A 15,195-nucleotide genomic window follows, 5' to 3' on the forward strand; every position below is an offset into this window, starting at 1 on the left:
AGAGGTATTTACCTTTATGACAAGTAACATTAAGCGAGCAGTTACGCTTACGTTACTAGCCGGCGCAGCGAGCTCAGTGCTCGCTGCGAAAGCACCGGTTACCGACTTGAGCACTGCAACATCATCTTCAGCGACGGTTGCGTCTGTTGCATCAGCACACGCGGCAACCAGCGAAACCGATATTCAACGTTTGGAGCGTTTGCTTCAAAACCGAAATCGAGTGCAGGCGCAAATGCAGCAGCAACTCGATGAAATGACACAAGAGATTTCCACGCTTCGCGGTGAACTGGAACGAAATAGCTACAATATGGACCAAATGGTTCAGCGCCAGCGAGAACTGTTTATCGAAATCGATAAACTCCGTTCCCAAGCTAGCGCGGCAGCGGTCGTACCAGCAGCGAAAGCAGCAGAATCAACCGGTAAGTTTAGTACCGATGTTGACGAGCAAACCGCTTATCAAAACGCGGTGGATCTGATTTTGAAAAAACGCGATTACGCGGGCGCGATTGCCGCTTTCAAACAGTTCCAAAAAGACTACCCTGAGTCTACGTTCGCACCCAATACTCATTACTGGCTTGGCCAACTGTATTTTGCGAAACGTCAAGATAGCGAAGCCGAAGCGAGCTTTAAAGCCGTACTGGCGTTTAAAGACTCTAATAAGCGAGCTGATGCCTTAGTGAAGTTAGGTGATTTAGCCAAACGTGGCAACAATGCCACACAAGCTAAACAGTACTACCAACAAGTTTTGGATGAGTATCCTGCGAGCTCTTCAGCTAAAGTAGCCAAGTCCAACTTAGAATAGACATGGCCTACGTTGGCACCACGACGTCAATGGGTGCCATGACAAGATAAAAAAGAGAGCTCAGCAGAGCTCTCTTTTTGCATCTATCTTAGAAATGCGTTGGACGCATTGTGAACTATCGAAGCCACCATTGATATTCATAGCATAACTTTGTCCTCTGGCGCAGATCCGTGTACAATACTCGGATTATTTGCAAGTAGCATAGAGCACCCGCTATGAGCCACATCTTAGACTCAATTGATACAATCTACCCATTCCCTCCAAAGCCTGTTGTATTGACGGACGAGGAGAAAGCACAGCATGTTGCAACAATCAAAGCCTTGTTGCAGGAAAAGGATGCTGTCCTTATTGCCCATTACTACACCGATCCTGAAATCCAAGCATTAGCTGAGGAAACCGGCGGATTTGTGGGTGACTCACTAGAGATGGCCAAGTTCGGCAATCGTCACTCAGCGTCTACGTTGATTATCGCTGGTGTTCGTTTCATGGGGGAATCTGCCAAGATCCTTACTCCAGAAAAACGCATACTAATGCCAACTTTAGAAGCGGAATGCTCGTTAGATTTAGGCTGTCCTGAAGACAAGTTCTCCGCGTTCTGTGATGCGCACCCAGACCACACAGTAGTGGTTTATGCTAATACCTCTGCTGCAGTAAAAGCGCGCGCAGATTGGGTCGTGACCTCAAGTATTGCGTTGGAAATTGTTGAGCACTTAGATGCTGAAGACAAACCTATCATTTGGGGACCAGACCGTCATTTAGGCTCTTATATCGCTAACCAAACCGGTGCCGATATGCTGTTGTGGCAAGGCGAGTGTATTGTTCACGATGAGTTTTCTTCAAAAGCATTAAAAGACATGAAGTCGGTCTACCCGGAAGCGGCCATTCTGGTGCACCCAGAATCGCCAGCAAGTGTGGTAGAACTCGCAGACTGCGTGGGCTCAACTAGCCAGTTGATTAAAGCGGCAAAAGCGCTACCAAACAAGCAACTTATTGTCGCGACTGACAAAGGCATCTTCTTTAAGATGCAACAGTTAGTGCCAGAGAAAGAGCTGATTGAAGCGCCAACTGCTGGTGCTGGCGCAACGTGTCGTAGTTGTGCGCATTGCCCTTGGATGGCGATGAATGGCTTAAGAGCCATTGAAAGTGCGCTAACTGAAGGTGGCGAAGAGCATGAAATTTTTGTTGATGAAGCCGTTCGAGTTAAATCATTGATTCCGCTTAACCGTATGCTTGATTTCGCTGAGCAACTACAAGTGCAAGTGAAAGGCAACGCATAGCCCTCCATCACTGGTTTGCGATCAGATTTTAAATAAACCAGCCATTTGGCTGGTTTTTTCGTATATGCTTATAATGATTTCAATCGTAACAGTCATGCTAACAACGGCGTTAACATGAGCGTTAGTAAGAGTGATGAGTTTACACGCGCTTTAGGTGAAAATTCGCTCGGTTATTGGTCGCTTCTCTACATAAGTAAGGAACACTGTGCTCATTTGGTTACAACTAAGAAAATGGTTTCATTCCCATCTGTTTGAACTCAGGCTGAGAAGCCTCGCTGCTCTGTTAGGGCTGTATGTGTTGCTGTCGTGGGTTCTACTTTGGTTAAGCGGAGAAACCGATCTCACCCTACCTATTTCTCAATTTATGTACTTTATGATCGTGACGGCCTCAACGGTAGGGTATGGCGATCTCTCGCCAAGCACCGAAGCGGGTCGCTGGGTCACAGTACTTTTTATTATTCCTGGTGGTCTTAGCTTGTTCGCGGCTTTACTCGGACGATTAGCAACATTTGGGCTTGATTATTGGCGTTCAGGACAACTCGGTAAAAGGACAGTAAAAGTGGATCAACACATTTTAATTTTAGGCTGGAATGGTCAGCGTACCATGCATCTAATTCGAATGCTTCAACACGAAGAAACGGGGCGCCGACCTATTGTGTTGTGTACTCGTTCCGATATAGAAAACCCGCTGCCGGGGGAAATCGAATTTGTTAAAGTGAACAGCTATACCGATGGTCGTGAGATGGAGAAAACCAACATCGAGCAGGCGAGCTGTATTTTGATAGATAACCCAGAAGACGACATTACTCTGTCTGCGGCGTTGTATTGTGCAAACCGCAACTCTACCGCCCATTTATTGGTGTACTTCAAAGATGAAGCGTTGAGTGAATTGCTGAGTCAACACTGCCCAAACTCGGAATGCATTCCAGCCGTTGGTGCAGAGATGCTGGCAAAAGCCGCTGTCGACCCAGGCTCAAGTGCTTTACACCAAGAACTGCTAAGTTCCACTCGGGGGATGACGCAGTATTCGACTCGTTATCCAGATAATGCCCAAGAAACCAACGTTGAAGTACTATTTCAATGGATGAAGCGAGACTATCAAGCAACGTTGATCGCTATAGATGACGGCGATGGAATTGCATTAAACCCAGATCTTACACAGCCGGTACACGCCGGTTGTAAGCTATTTTATATTGCCGATGAACGAATTGATGACTTTTCTTGGACGTCGATCTACTGAACGAAAGCCTCTGTTAGTTAACAGAGTTTTATCTCCCATTGTCTCCTATCCACTTTCAGAAGTGGACAGCGATGGGAACATCCAGTATACGTAGCCGTTATTTTCTTTGGTGTTCTTCTGTCGGGAAGCTACAATCTTGATGCAGGGCTCGAGTGATGCAGTGATGAAAGCGTCATGAAATACCATGGATAGGGGTCGAACACATTGCTCGACATCAATTGTCGTGGTCAATGTAAAAACCAAAAATATAACTTGATACAATTATCCATTCTGTTTATTATGCGCCCGTTTTTATTAATGAATGAACGTTCATTCATTGGCTTTCGGAATCATTAAATCTATGCGCGCACTTTCCTCGGTTGTCTTGGTTACTTTGCTTATTAGTACAGCTTCTGCTCAGGCAAATGAGACAATCGTTATTCCTTCTTATGCACAATTGGCCATCGATAAAGCGTCGATTGGGTTTGAACCGGATCTCGCAACAGCTGAAAAAACCGTCGAATCTTATGATCAAGCTGTCGCTCGTTTAAAGGACGAGCCAGATAGCGACCGCTTTAACGGTACCATCACCGATTTAAAATATGGCAAAAAGAATTACCAAGAAATTAATGGTATGCCGATGTTTAGCTTTTTGGGTGGTCCGGCTTATACACCAGAGCAAGGTCTGCTAGTCGCGGTGGGAGGATTATACTCATTCAAAACCAATCGCGAGCAAGAGCAGTTACAGCGTTCTAGTGTCTCAATGTTTGTCATTGGCAACTATGTTGATTCCGAAGTGGGTTACGGACTTCGCGCTAGGCACTCACTATTTTGGAACAACAACGACATCCAATTTCAAGGGACATTGAACGCGGGCACGCAAAGTGAACACTATTGGGGTGTTGGCTACGATAACGCAGAAGATTTTGAATTTGGCGATATCACTCAATACAAAGCAACCGTCACCAACTATGAAGGAACATTAACATTCCGCATTCATGATAATTGGTTTGCTGGTCCTGCGCTCAGAGTGAACTATTTTAACCCAACAACGGTGCCGGATTCTGCGTTGTTGGATGATAACTTTGAACAGTTTAAAGATAAACCGTTCACTTGGGGGGTCGGTGCCGCCCTACAATATGACAGCCGAGATGTGGCGGTGAATGCATGGCGTGGTTCGTTCTTTAAAACTGAAGCGCTAACGTATAGTGAAGCATTAGGTAGCCAAGCGGATTATCAGAAGTTAGATGTTGAGTATCGTTACTACTACAGCGTTCAAGAAGGTCGAGTGATCGCCCTGCTAAGCCAATATCAGCAGGCGTTTGGAGACGTGCCTTATTACGATATGCCTGAATTGGGCGGAGCGAATTCCATGCGTGGCTACTACCAAGGGCAATATCGCGATAGAGTGACAGCAGAAGTGACCGCTGAGTATCGCCATACTTTCCGTCGTCATGGCGGCGGCTTGTCCGCCCACGGAATGACATTGTGGAGTGGCGTCGGTGCAATCGGTAATTCCGCCGAAGATCTGAGCGGACACGCAATCCTTTCCTACGGGGTAGGGTATCGCTACGAACTACAGCCTAGAATGAATATCCGACTCGATCTAGGGATGGGTAAGCATGGCTCGGCATTTTACTTTAACTTCACAGAAGCCTTTTAACTTCACAGAAGCATCTTAACCACACGCAAGTTGTTCCTGACGAACTGGATCTAGCAAATTGCACCTAGCAATTTGCTAGTCATGATGTGGACACTTGTCGACGCTTAATTTTATGAGTCCCACCCATTTACGTAGCGAAAATTAAAGTGACGAATTGATGTGGAATCGAGTGAATAAAGCACTTCTTTAAGTCGGGTGCTCAGCGCTTCTTGCTACCAATAATCAACCCTATAACTGGAATACCAATTTTGATTAGATTACTAACCATTATAATATTGCTTTGCTCTGATACCGTACTCAATTCCGTTAATGCTGCAGGCAATGAATTAATAGAACAAGTCGAACGAGAGAAGAGCCAAGCGCATTGGAGCGGTTTGCCAATTTGGGGTGAGCAAGTACGTGAAATGGGTTATGAGCTACCAATCCCTGTGGGTTTTGGTGTTTATATGAACTCGCAAGATGTAGAGTACATTGCAACCGATGATTTTAAAATTGATGCGACGGGTGGCGTGTTAGGAGGCTTTGGTAAGCCAGCGCATTACGTAGTACCGGCCGATGATGTTGCTATCAAAGGTACCGATAAAAGTGTTCAACTTCGAGCCGATGCTTGGGTATTTCCCTTTCTAAATATTTATGGATTGGCGGGTTATACTGAAGGGAATAAAGAGATCAGTGCTGATTTATCAAACGCAACCCGCAATGGCAAACCATTTGGCGTTCCTGCCACAATTCCAATTAATATTGAATATCAAGCTTATAACCTTGGTATTGGTGCTGTTCTTGCCACTCAAATCGATGTCATTGACGGTATAAACCCGATTATTATCACAGCTGCGGGCGCCGTGACCAATGCTTGGACCACCACGACAGACAGTACTATTTTAACCAAGATTGGATCGTTACGAGTTGGGCAACGTTATGACGTGCCTTATGGCAAACTGGCACTGTTGTTGGGCTACCAGTATCAAAGTATTGAGCAAAACGTGACTGGTAGCTTAACCAACTTACAAGTGAGTGGGATTAACCTAGCAGATGAATTGCAGTTCGACGTAGATTTAAAAAGCAAAGAAACCTCTAACATGTCACTGGCAGCGGTGTATGATTTTGGCTATGAAAAAGAATGGAACTTGATGGCAGAATACAGCTTTCTTAATTGGAATCAGCTGATTGTGGCGGTTGGGTATAGATTCTAGGGGGCGCTTTCAGAGGGACACTTCTAGCAACGCAGCTCTCATAAATAATAAGCGCGCTGTATTTAGCGCGCTTATTCTAATTGATATCAGGACACTATTGCTGGTCGGCTAGCATCGCGCCTTTCTGCGTGATACCACACAGCATGATAGGCATGGCATTAAATATCTCTTCGAACTGCTCTAACCCTTCAATACCTTGCGCTTGAAGCGTGGTAATGGATGTTTCTGGATCAAATAGCATGCTTAGTGACAATAAAACACCACCTAAAAGTGCATTGTCTTCACTGTTTTCTGGCATCAATGTTTCCCAGTCATCACGTGCTAACTGCCACCCTTGTAATACGCCTTCACAGAAGTCTTTTGTTTGTTGAGACACAATCTCTGCTTCATCCAATTGGCAGCCTTCTGGCCAAACCCATTCGCCATCTAGCAGTGCTGGACGGTACGTATTCCACAATTCAATCACAGTATGCGCGTAGCTTTCTAGCTGCTCACCAGAGGTGAACGGTGCCACTTCTTCACCGCCCCATAAGAACGGCAACCATTCTTCTGGCGGTAAGGTGTGAGGAGCAGAAGCCATGGACGTAACAAAACCTTGAGTTTGCGCTTCGTTCAAAAGTTTTCCATCCAGTTCAGGAAGGGAAAGTATGTCTTTTAATGCCAAAATGATTTACCGTTAAGATGTAAATGATAGCTAATAGTAACAAGCTATCGGTTGATAAAGCTATAGATCAGTATCGTGATTGTCATTTTATTCGGTCACAATAGAACGGCCCATACATTGACCTCCTGCTTAAGAACAAAGGACTGTTTCGCTCATTATGTTGATCAGAAAATCTTTGAAGAAAAAAAGTATTGTTGCACTGACCATTTACCTCGCTATTTTTATTGCGGTTTTCGGTAGTATTACCTATTGGGTAGTGGAATCTCCAGTGAGAAAAAAACTCGAAGAAAACCTCGATATAAAAAATGAGTTCTTAGCGGCTCAGATGTCCGAACCTTTACATAGCTCGGTGGGCGTTTTAAAAAGTGTTGTTGGGCTTGGGCAAGCGATTCAAGGAAGGCAAGCGTTAGATGCAGCGCTTAGACAAATTTTCACGCTCAATGATGGCATAGTGATCAGTGGCGGATTATGGCCAGAACCGTTTTCTATTCACGCTGACGAACGTTTCTCCAGCCTGTTTTATAACCGAACGGCTGATGGGCAAGTCGACAAAATTGATTTATGGAATAACCCAGAAGCGGACGGTTATCACGTTGAACCATGGTATACATCGGTCTATGATCAGCCGGTTAATACCGTTGCATGGTCTGAAGTGTACATCGACCCTTATACCCATGTTCAAATGATCACCGCGTCGTCTCCTTATTATATCGATGGCGTATTTGCCGGTGTGGCGACAGTAGATTTATCTCTAAACAATCTCATTCGTTTTGTGGAACAAAAAGCCAAAGAGCAAGATCTCGGCATTGTGGTGCGTGATGCCAACCACCAAGTCATTACCGAATATAACTTTCGAGTGAGCCAAGATATCTACACGAGTCAACGTCGTTTTGGTGATTTCGATTGGCATTTGGAAGTCGTGAATGCTCGACGTCTTGTGGCCGACCAGGTATTTGACATCGTAATGGGGGTCGAGCGTGGGATAATACCGGTACTGTTAATTTGTGTCATGCTCGGCTATTACATGATTAATCAATACCTAATTAAGCCTATCGCAATTATCGCCAAAAAAGCTGATGCCTCACGTCAAGGCGGCAACATTGACATGCGTTATGACAGCCCAGATGAAATTCGTTACCTAATCGACTCTTTCAACCAAAAGACGGTCTATCTAGAGCAAGAGCGCATTAAGGCTCAAGCCTCGACGAAAGCTAAAACGGCATTTCTTGCCACGTTATCTCATGAAATCCGCACACCGATGAATGGCGTGTTGGGTACCGCTCAGTTATTACTTAAATCCGAGTTGACGATTGAACAGCGTAAACACCTAAAAACGCTCTATGATTCAGGTGAGCATATGATGACGTTGTTGAATGAAATACTCGATTATTCAAAAATCGAACAAGGGCATCTAGAGCTTGAGAAAAGTCCATTTCCGCTTAGCTCTATTATTGGCAGTATTCATAGTGTCTACCACACGTTATGCAATGAAAAAGGGCTGACCTTTAACATGCACGCTGAGGTGGATGAATCTCGATGGTATGAAGGTGACAAAGCGCGCTTAAGACAAGTGTTGTTTAACCTGCTTAATAATGCCGTTAAGTTCACGTCCGAAGGGCAGGTCGATGTGCACTTCAGTGAGGTTTTAAAGGGAGAAAAAAGGCAACTCAACATTCGAGTAAAAGATACTGGCATAGGCATTTCAAATCACGCGCAGTCACGCATATTTAAACCCTTCGAACAAGCCGAATCAAGCACGACCCGCCGATTTGGTGGGACGGGTTTAGGCTTGGCGATTGTAAGAGAAATTGTGGAATGTATGAATGGCGATATCGTCCTCACCAGCCAAGAAGGGCAGGGCTCGCAATTTGATATAACCTTGCAGTTGGATAGCTGTGAACCACAAGACTCAGCCATTCACGTTGAAAGAAAGCTCAACTACAGTGGATTGAATGTTCTGATAGTGGAGGACAATCGCACCAACACCATCATTATCGAGACGTTCATGCGTCGAAAAGGTTTTACCACCCACAGCGTCGAAAATGGTGAGCTAGCGCTATCAGCCATCACTGAACGCCAATATGACTTAGTGCTAATGGACAATCACATGCCAGTAATGGATGGTGTGAGTTCCATTGCTGAGATCCGAACCATGGCGAGTAAAGAAAAAGACATACTGATCTTTGGGTGTACCGCAGACGTGTTCAAAGAAACTCGTGAGCGCATGCTCGCCGCCGGGGCGGACTTTATTGTGGCAAAACCTATCGATGAGCGTGTATTAGATGACGCGCTTTACCAGTACGCTAGTAAGCTATTTCAATACCAAGGTGCGACGACTCATTCAACAGCCTCACCGTCTCCCACATTAAACTAAACGTCATCCGCTAGAGGGTGAACCTCTAGCGATGATTCCACGTTCAAACCTGCGCTTGCTGTTCCTTGTCGTCATATCGATAACCCTTCAGAAACTTAATTTGCGCGTGCCTAACAGTTAATCGCGAGATAACTTACATACATTGCAGCGCAAGCAACGTACTTTCTAGTGATTAAGTTACCAAACTGTAGAGCCAACTGCCTGATTGTAGGTCATAATTTGCCATTATGTAGTAAAATAACGTGATCTAGTGTATTAATCTGGCTAACCTCCAGTTATTGGTGATTAATTTACCATTCAATCTGAAATACGGAATGTAAAACTAATAAATTAGTGTTTTAATAGCGCGAATTGCTAGGCTGGTGTTTTTGTCTGGTTTATTAGTTTGGTTATGTCTAAATTTATTAGACAATTATTCTGTAGGAAAGAAGCGGTGAAACCTAAAGCTCCATTTTGTCTTCGCAACGCAGCAGCAGATACGTTTGCTATGGTTGTATTTTGTTTTGTGTCGGGCATGCTCATTGAGGTACTGGTGTCTGGTATGACGTTTGAACAATCGCTGGCGTCGCGTCTATTGTCTATTCCCGTTAATATTGCCATCGCCATGCCATACGGTTTATTTCGAGATTGGGCATTAAAGCAAGGTGCGAAAGTATCGAATTCAGGATTTATGAAAGCGACGGCAGATCTTATTGCTTATGTGGCATTCCAATCGCCAGTATATGCCGCTATTTTGCTCACGGTTGGCGCATCAACAGAGCAAATCATTACCGCTGTATCAAGTAATGCGTTGGTGTCTTGTGGAATGGGTGTGCTTTACGGCTACTTCTTAGATTATTGCCGACGTTGGTTCCGTGTACCGGGTTACCACCACAGCGCGTAATTGCCGAACATTTGATCGAATTAAACAGAAAGTAGGCAAACAATTAAAAAAGAGCGCATTTTTCCAAGTTTAGGGTTGACCATTACACGGATAATCATTAAATTAGCGCTCGTTGGCTAGCAAGGCTGACAAACAAAACGGTGAGTTGTCCGAGTGGCTGAAGGAGCACGCCTGGAAAGTGTGTGTACGGCAACGTACCGAGAGTTCGAATCTCTCACTCACCGCCACATTTAAGAAGAAAGACGTCCTTGGGCGTCTTTTTTTGTATCTAAATCATGGGCTTATCTCCTAATAACGTCCACAATCCTCAATGACATCCACGCATTTGATGTATAGCAAAATGTATAGTTAAATCATTTTGCCGGCATGCCATACACTTTTGAGTTAAAGAACGAATACAAACAGTATACTTTTCTTATCGTGACCTACGATCATTAAACGTCTGTTTTTATTAAGTTTAATGCTCAAAACTGTATACCCCTTCGAAGGGCTCTAACGGGTTCAAAAAAACTATACATTTTAGGATGAAATCGAGGGTTTTATGCGTTCAAAATTGACAGCTAAGCAGGTTGAGCAACTAACGGTAAGTAAGGGGCAAAGTATTCGCCGAATGAGTGATGGAGGTGGGCTGGTTCTCGTCATTCGAATGTCGGGGGCAAAATCTTGGGAATTCAGGTTTGTGAAGCCAAATGGACAGTCGTCAAACCTAGGGTTGGGCCGGTACCCTGAAATCACGCTTACTGAGGCGAGAAGACGAGCTGCCGAGTTTCGACGACTCAGAGCACTAGGTAAAGATCCATCGGTCGAACAACGCAAACGAAAGCTTGATATTAAACGCGAGGCACACAACACGGTACAGCAAATCGCAGAGTTATGGCTGGAGACTGCATCATCGCGTGTAGCACCCAAAACCGCAGCTGGTTTTCGTCAAAAGTTAAGTCTTCACGTCTATCCGAAACTGGGTCGTTTACCTATACAAGAAGTAAAAGCTTCGATGCTTATTGAGGCGATGAAATCTTTAGAGCGTGAAGGCAAGTTGGAGACGATTGGACGCACAATTGCATTGTTTCGTCGGGTTATGCAGTATGCGGTGAACCATGAGTATATAGATCATAATCCAATTGGATCTATGCGTGACGTTTTTCCCAAACCTCAGCGTCAAAATTTCGCTTGTGTCGATATCAAGGAATTACCCGATCTTCTATTGATGGTTGTCCAGTCGACTATGCGTCCAGCAAACAAACTTTTATTCGAATTCCAGTTGCATACCCTCACGCGTTCAAAAGAATCGACAGGGGCGCGTTGGGAGGAGATTTCGCTTGAAGAAAAAGTTTGGTACCTACCAGCAGAAAGAGCAAAAAACAGACTCATGCATAAAATCCCGTTGACTCCTGAAGTGGTGTCGATTTTAAGGGCTGCGAAACACCTAGGAAGAGGGAGTGAGTTTGTCTTTCCTGCGCGAAACAGTTTGAGACGGCAAGTTCATCCAGAAACGCTCAATGCGGCCTTTAAACGAATGGGACTAGGTGGAAAGATGACGTCACACGGGACACGCTCTCTGGGCAGCACAACGCTTTATGAGCGTACCGACTTCGATTCAATTGTGATTGAAGCGCTGCTCTCTCACACCGATAGAGATGGTATTCGGGATGCCTATAATAGAAATAAATTTTTTGAGAAAAGGAAGGTAGCGTTGGAGTGGTGGAGCAAGCACATTGTTTCACTAACGAAAGGACTGACGAGCTATTCCCTGATAGAAATTTAGTATTAGTCACACTCGCAAGAAGCGGTTGGCCAGAATAATCTGTACTAGCTTTCGGACCAACCCTTTTCCAACATCTTGTTTTATTCGCTAGAATCTTATTGACTGTTTTATAAGCCAACCTTCCACTTCACTTTGCAGCCATACCGAGGTTCTTTGCCCGATGGAAACTTGGCGAGGGAAAGCATTTTCAGATATTAAGGCGTAGATTTTTGAGCGTGATAAACCTGTAATGGCCTGGACTCCGTCCATCCTGATACATTGTTCTGACTGTATGTCCCCTAGATACGCGCCTTTATTTGGACGTCTATCAATTTTTGACAGTAACCAACCATTTATTTGTTCCGCATTATAGTATCGGCACTTGCCTAAAGCAGCGGATTGAATTGGGTTTGGTAGATCATCCCAGTTATCTAATGAATTTGAACTAACGGATAATTTCTGGGCTACTGTGGCTTTTTTGATTAGCATCTTACCTCAATGTAATTTTTTTCAAGGAAATTCTTTTCTTCCTGTCGCTCTAGAACGATCAGAATTAAAGAGGAACGTGTTTTCTGTGGAGAAAGAGTAAATATGCTGCAGCATAATTTAAAGTAAATATTCGTTTTTGTTCTAGTGTTGTCGAGACATACTCCAAAAGTGAAAAACATACATGTAGCACTAGTGACAAATTTGTCAGAACGTGTTTTGGATGCCTTTTATTTCTTACGTCCATTTCATTTGTTGTGGTATTGATTTAATGTATAACACTCTAAGTGCCGCAGAGTATTGTTTAGGGAATGGATACACTACGGCCTAGCGCCAATGAAGCCAATATAGGCTTCATTGGTTATGTAGTACTGCTTTACAGAAATGTTGTTAATTCGTTTTGAACGTAATAACTACATGTTTTCGCGCCAACTAAGTCTGAATATTGATTACCCCACCACTCCAGAATTCGTTTTCGATCATTAAAGAACGTTTTTCGGTTATACACTTTACGAATGGTGTTGTTGTCTGTGTGAGAGTGGATAGCTTCAATAATTAGCGTTTCTGCTGCTCCTAGCTGTTCATGCATTGTCGTTTCAGATATGGCTCTGGTTCCATGGCCAGTCATTTGACTCTTTAGACCAAGGTTACCAAATGCGTGGTTGAGCGTTGCTTTGCATCTCGGTTTGTCCCCTGTTTTTTTGTGAGGTGATGGAAAAACGTATTGGCTGTCATCGGCGAGTTGCTTTGCCAGTTTTAATGCTGTGATAGCCTGAGATGAAAGTGGAATCTCGTGTTGTAAACCGTTTTTGCATATCTCTTTCGGAAGCGTCCATACCCAGTTTACTTCACAAATATCAGCCCATTTCATCTTCACTGTTTCACAGCAGCGAGTACCCAATAGTAGCTGTAACTCAAACATCAATTTAACACTTAGCTTCAATTTCGAAGTGGCGACTAAGGTGATTAGCTCACCTAGTCCATTAACTTCAATACTGGCGTGTGGTGTAGAACGATGTAGACTGAATAAACTTTTCATGTTACTCAAGTCTAGAGGCTCACTATATGAAAACATGGCAGAGTAATCTAATACGCGTGTGATCATTGTAAAAAGCTTGTTTAATGTGGGTATCTGTCCCTTTTGATCAAAAGTGTCTAGAAATTCATAAATGTGCTTGCTGGTTACTAGTTTTATTGGGGTGCAACCTAGTGACGAGTCTAAAATGTGGCACCTGTATCGTTTCTCCATATCTAAATACGTCGACGTTTTTAGTCGCTTCTTTTGAATTAGCAACCACTGCCCCATGATCTCTTGGAAACTAGGCGTATCTTTCCCTCTTCGCTGCCTTACAAAATGCTTTGGTTCAATTCCTTTAGCTCTTGCTGCGTGTGTGTCTACAGTAAATAGTCGGCCCTCTTTCAAAGTTAAGTCGTTAGTGGAGCCTAGCCTTAAGTATGTCTCCTTTCCAGCAAGCGTTTTGATGCGTAACTCCCAATGTTTAGAACGCCTTCCTACTGCAAGGTACAATCCATTGCCATCGCATATTCGGATCATTTTGAAGCCCTCTGGAAGCTTTGCATTTTTTACTTCTGTGGCTGTTAATCTATGCTTCACTTGGCCTCCTTTTCGCTGTCTTGGGAAGGGAGGCTAAAGCAATGTTGAACTACGAGAAAGCTCCCAATGACGTCTGTGTAGAACCTAGACTTAAATTGGAGTATGAATTGCTATATAGATTCCAAAGTTACGTAGAGGGAAGTGGCACAAGGAAGATTGAGCCGCATTACTTCTCCCAAACCATGATTACATCACCACAGTAATCTCTTTGTTTTTAGGAAAAGATCTACGTAAAGCTTGAACTTGATGATAAGGAAGTGTTTCTTCGCCAACTTGAATATCGAATATAGCGACTAGATTAGTAATGATTCGGCGAGCAGAACTAAGGCAACCCCTATTTTTAAGGGCAACAATATTTGTCGGAGCATGGTTATACTGACTGCGATGTAGTCTAAAAGGCGTTTTTACCGAATCAGGCGGCGCAGTACCAACCAAACCCAACAGAAGCAATAATAGTAGCTAATGTTAGTAACCCCATATTGCTATTCACCCAAATCATAGTAGCTCCTTCTAATTGGTTGATATGAAATCATGCTGTATTTCAATGTCGAGTATAAGACAGGAATTCGTTGCAGCAAGACTAAAAATAAGACTGAAAAAGATAGTTTTGGCTAATAAAAAACAGCCTGCCGAAAGAGTGGAAGGCTGGCGTTAGGCCCCACAATATACCTAACAAAAACCGAGGTGTTCATGCTTCATCAATGGCCACTACTCAATTCAATGTGAAATGGCAAAAGTTTCAAATGTATCATGTTGAGTTGATTTACCTGTAAACGCAGGACATGCAACTGGTTCGGCAAAAGTAAACCTGAAATAGCATTAAACAGTTCGATGCACAACAAAACCTCCTCAACATCCATATCGCTAACGATAAGCAAGTCGACAAGCAACTCTCTTTCAATGGAGCACATGTCTACGACGCTGTTGATCCGCCTGTCCAACAATTTGACTTGAGACATAATTAGGACAATGTGTTTTTTGTAAAAGTTGTATGTGTCACTATCCCAAAGGTTGATTGTTTGTAGCATCGAAAGTGCGCTTAGAAGCTCATATTCCAACCATAACTCTGCGGTTGCATTTGTATTATCTAGTGTCATTGATTACCCCTCATTTTTTATTAATAGGTCAGGTTCGCGCGAGCCTTTGAACGGTTAGGTTTCTTTTTTGTTGACCATTTTGGGCTTAGGTACGTTTACATGGACTACAAGCGGATATGAGGCAAAGAAACGGACAAGGATATGATACTTTTCGAGTCTAGTTTTTTGAGATTCATGT

The 15,195-nt window shown here is 43.8% G+C and carries 12 protein-coding genes and 1 tRNA gene; 9 read left to right on the forward strand and 4 right to left on the reverse strand.

Features of this window, described 5'->3' with window-relative positions:
• Positions 1 to 16: 16 nt before the first annotated feature.
• The 5 genes from ybgF to M9196_RS08395 all read left to right on the forward strand — a co-directional run bounded on the left by ybgF (position 17) and on the right by M9196_RS08395 (position 6,154).
• A complete protein-coding gene (gene ybgF, locus M9196_RS08375) occupies positions 17 to 802 on the forward strand; it encodes a tol-pal system protein YbgF (RefSeq protein ID WP_250617076.1) in 786 nt (261 codons plus the stop codon).
• 215 nt (positions 803 to 1,017) lie between these two features.
• Positions 1,018 to 2,079, forward strand: a complete 1,062-nt coding sequence (gene nadA, locus M9196_RS08380) for a quinolinate synthase NadA (RefSeq protein WP_250617077.1) — start codon at positions 1,018 to 1,020, stop codon at positions 2,077 to 2,079.
• Between the two features lie 205 nt (positions 2,080 to 2,284).
• Positions 2,285 to 3,319, forward strand: a complete 1,035-nt coding sequence (locus M9196_RS08385) for an ion channel (RefSeq protein ID WP_250617078.1) — start codon at positions 2,285 to 2,287, stop codon at positions 3,317 to 3,319.
• Between the two features lie 340 nt (positions 3,320 to 3,659).
• Positions 3,660 to 4,961, forward strand: coding sequence for a BamA/TamA family outer membrane protein (locus M9196_RS08390; RefSeq protein WP_250617079.1), 1,302 nt, complete (start codon positions 3,660 to 3,662; stop codon positions 4,959 to 4,961).
• A gap of 248 nt (positions 4,962 to 5,209) precedes the next feature.
• Entirely contained in the window at positions 5,210 to 6,154 is a 945-nt protein-coding gene (locus M9196_RS08395) for a hypothetical protein (protein WP_250617080.1), read from the forward strand.
• 94 nt (positions 6,155 to 6,248) lie between these two features.
• Here the strand turns inward: M9196_RS08395 and M9196_RS08400 are convergent, their stop codons facing one another.
• Positions 6,249 to 6,818: a UPF0149 family protein gene (locus M9196_RS08400; RefSeq protein ID WP_250617081.1), complete on the reverse strand. Its 570-nt coding sequence runs from the start codon at positions 6,816 to 6,818 to the stop codon at positions 6,249 to 6,251.
• A gap of 157 nt (positions 6,819 to 6,975) precedes the next feature.
• Between M9196_RS08400 and M9196_RS08405 the strand changes: the two genes are divergently transcribed.
• From M9196_RS08405 to M9196_RS08420, 4 genes are all read left to right on the forward strand, one after another.
• Entirely contained in the window at positions 6,976 to 9,192 is a 2,217-nt protein-coding gene (locus tag M9196_RS08405) for a hybrid sensor histidine kinase/response regulator (RefSeq protein ID WP_250617082.1), read from the forward strand.
• A 433-nt stretch (positions 9,193 to 9,625) separates the two neighbouring features.
• Complete coding sequence (locus M9196_RS08410; protein WP_250617083.1) at positions 9,626 to 10,075, forward strand: L-alanine exporter AlaE; 450 nt, start codon at positions 9,626 to 9,628, stop codon at positions 10,073 to 10,075.
• Between the two features lie 139 nt (positions 10,076 to 10,214).
• Positions 10,215 to 10,302: transfer RNA gene (locus M9196_RS08415), tRNA-Ser, on the forward strand.
• Positions 10,303 to 10,616: 314 nt separating this feature from the next.
• Entirely contained in the window at positions 10,617 to 11,840 is a 1,224-nt protein-coding gene (locus M9196_RS08420; RefSeq protein WP_250617084.1) for a tyrosine-type recombinase/integrase, read from the forward strand.
• A gap of 87 nt (positions 11,841 to 11,927) precedes the next feature.
• Here M9196_RS08420 and M9196_RS23615 read toward each other — a convergent pair whose 3' ends face one another.
• The 3 genes from M9196_RS23615 to M9196_RS08435 all read right to left on the reverse strand — a co-directional run bounded on the left by M9196_RS23615 (position 11,928) and on the right by M9196_RS08435 (position 15,017).
• The gene (locus M9196_RS23615) at positions 11,928 to 12,308 is read right to left on the reverse strand and encodes a helix-turn-helix transcriptional regulator (RefSeq protein ID WP_319946327.1); all 381 of its coding nucleotides are present in this window, start codon (positions 12,306 to 12,308) and stop codon (positions 11,928 to 11,930) included.
• Positions 12,309 to 12,681: 373 nt separating this feature from the next.
• A complete protein-coding gene (locus tag M9196_RS23620) occupies positions 12,682 to 13,920 on the reverse strand; it encodes a tyrosine-type recombinase/integrase (protein WP_250617085.1) in 1,239 nt (412 codons plus the stop codon).
• Positions 13,921 to 14,618: 698 nt separating this feature from the next.
• The gene (locus M9196_RS08435; RefSeq protein ID WP_250617086.1) at positions 14,619 to 15,017 is read right to left on the reverse strand and encodes a hypothetical protein; all 399 of its coding nucleotides are present in this window, start codon (positions 15,015 to 15,017) and stop codon (positions 14,619 to 14,621) included.
• Positions 15,018 to 15,195: the final 178 nt, after the last annotated feature.

This window comes from Vibrio methylphosphonaticus (assembly GCF_023634655.1).
Taxonomy (GTDB): Bacteria; Pseudomonadota; Gammaproteobacteria; order Enterobacterales; family Vibrionaceae; genus Vibrio; species Vibrio methylphosphonaticus.

What these genes read in the sequence shown, in the direction of transcription:
- ybgF (WP_250617076.1), top strand. Translation starts at nt 17, where the DNA reads ATGACAAGTAACATTAAGCGAGCAGTTACGCTTACGTTACTAGCCGGC.
- nadA (WP_250617077.1), top strand. Translation starts at nt 1,018, where the DNA reads ATGAGCCACATCTTAGACTCAATTGATACAATCTACCCATTCCCTCCA.
- M9196_RS08390 (WP_250617079.1), top strand. Translation starts at nt 3,660, where the DNA reads ATGCGCGCACTTTCCTCGGTTGTCTTGGTTACTTTGCTTATTAGTACA.
- M9196_RS08405 (WP_250617082.1), top strand. Translation starts at nt 6,976, where the DNA reads ATGTTGATCAGAAAATCTTTGAAGAAAAAAAGTATTGTTGCACTGACC.
- M9196_RS08420 (WP_250617084.1), top strand. Translation starts at nt 10,617, where the DNA reads ATGCGTTCAAAATTGACAGCTAAGCAGGTTGAGCAACTAACGGTAAGT.
- M9196_RS23615 (WP_319946327.1), bottom strand. Translation starts at nt 12,308, where the DNA reads ATGCTAATCAAAAAAGCCACAGTAGCCCAGAAATTATCCGTTAGTTCA.
- M9196_RS08435 (WP_250617086.1), bottom strand. Translation starts at nt 15,017, where the DNA reads ATGACACTAGATAATACAAATGCAACCGCAGAGTTATGGTTGGAATAT.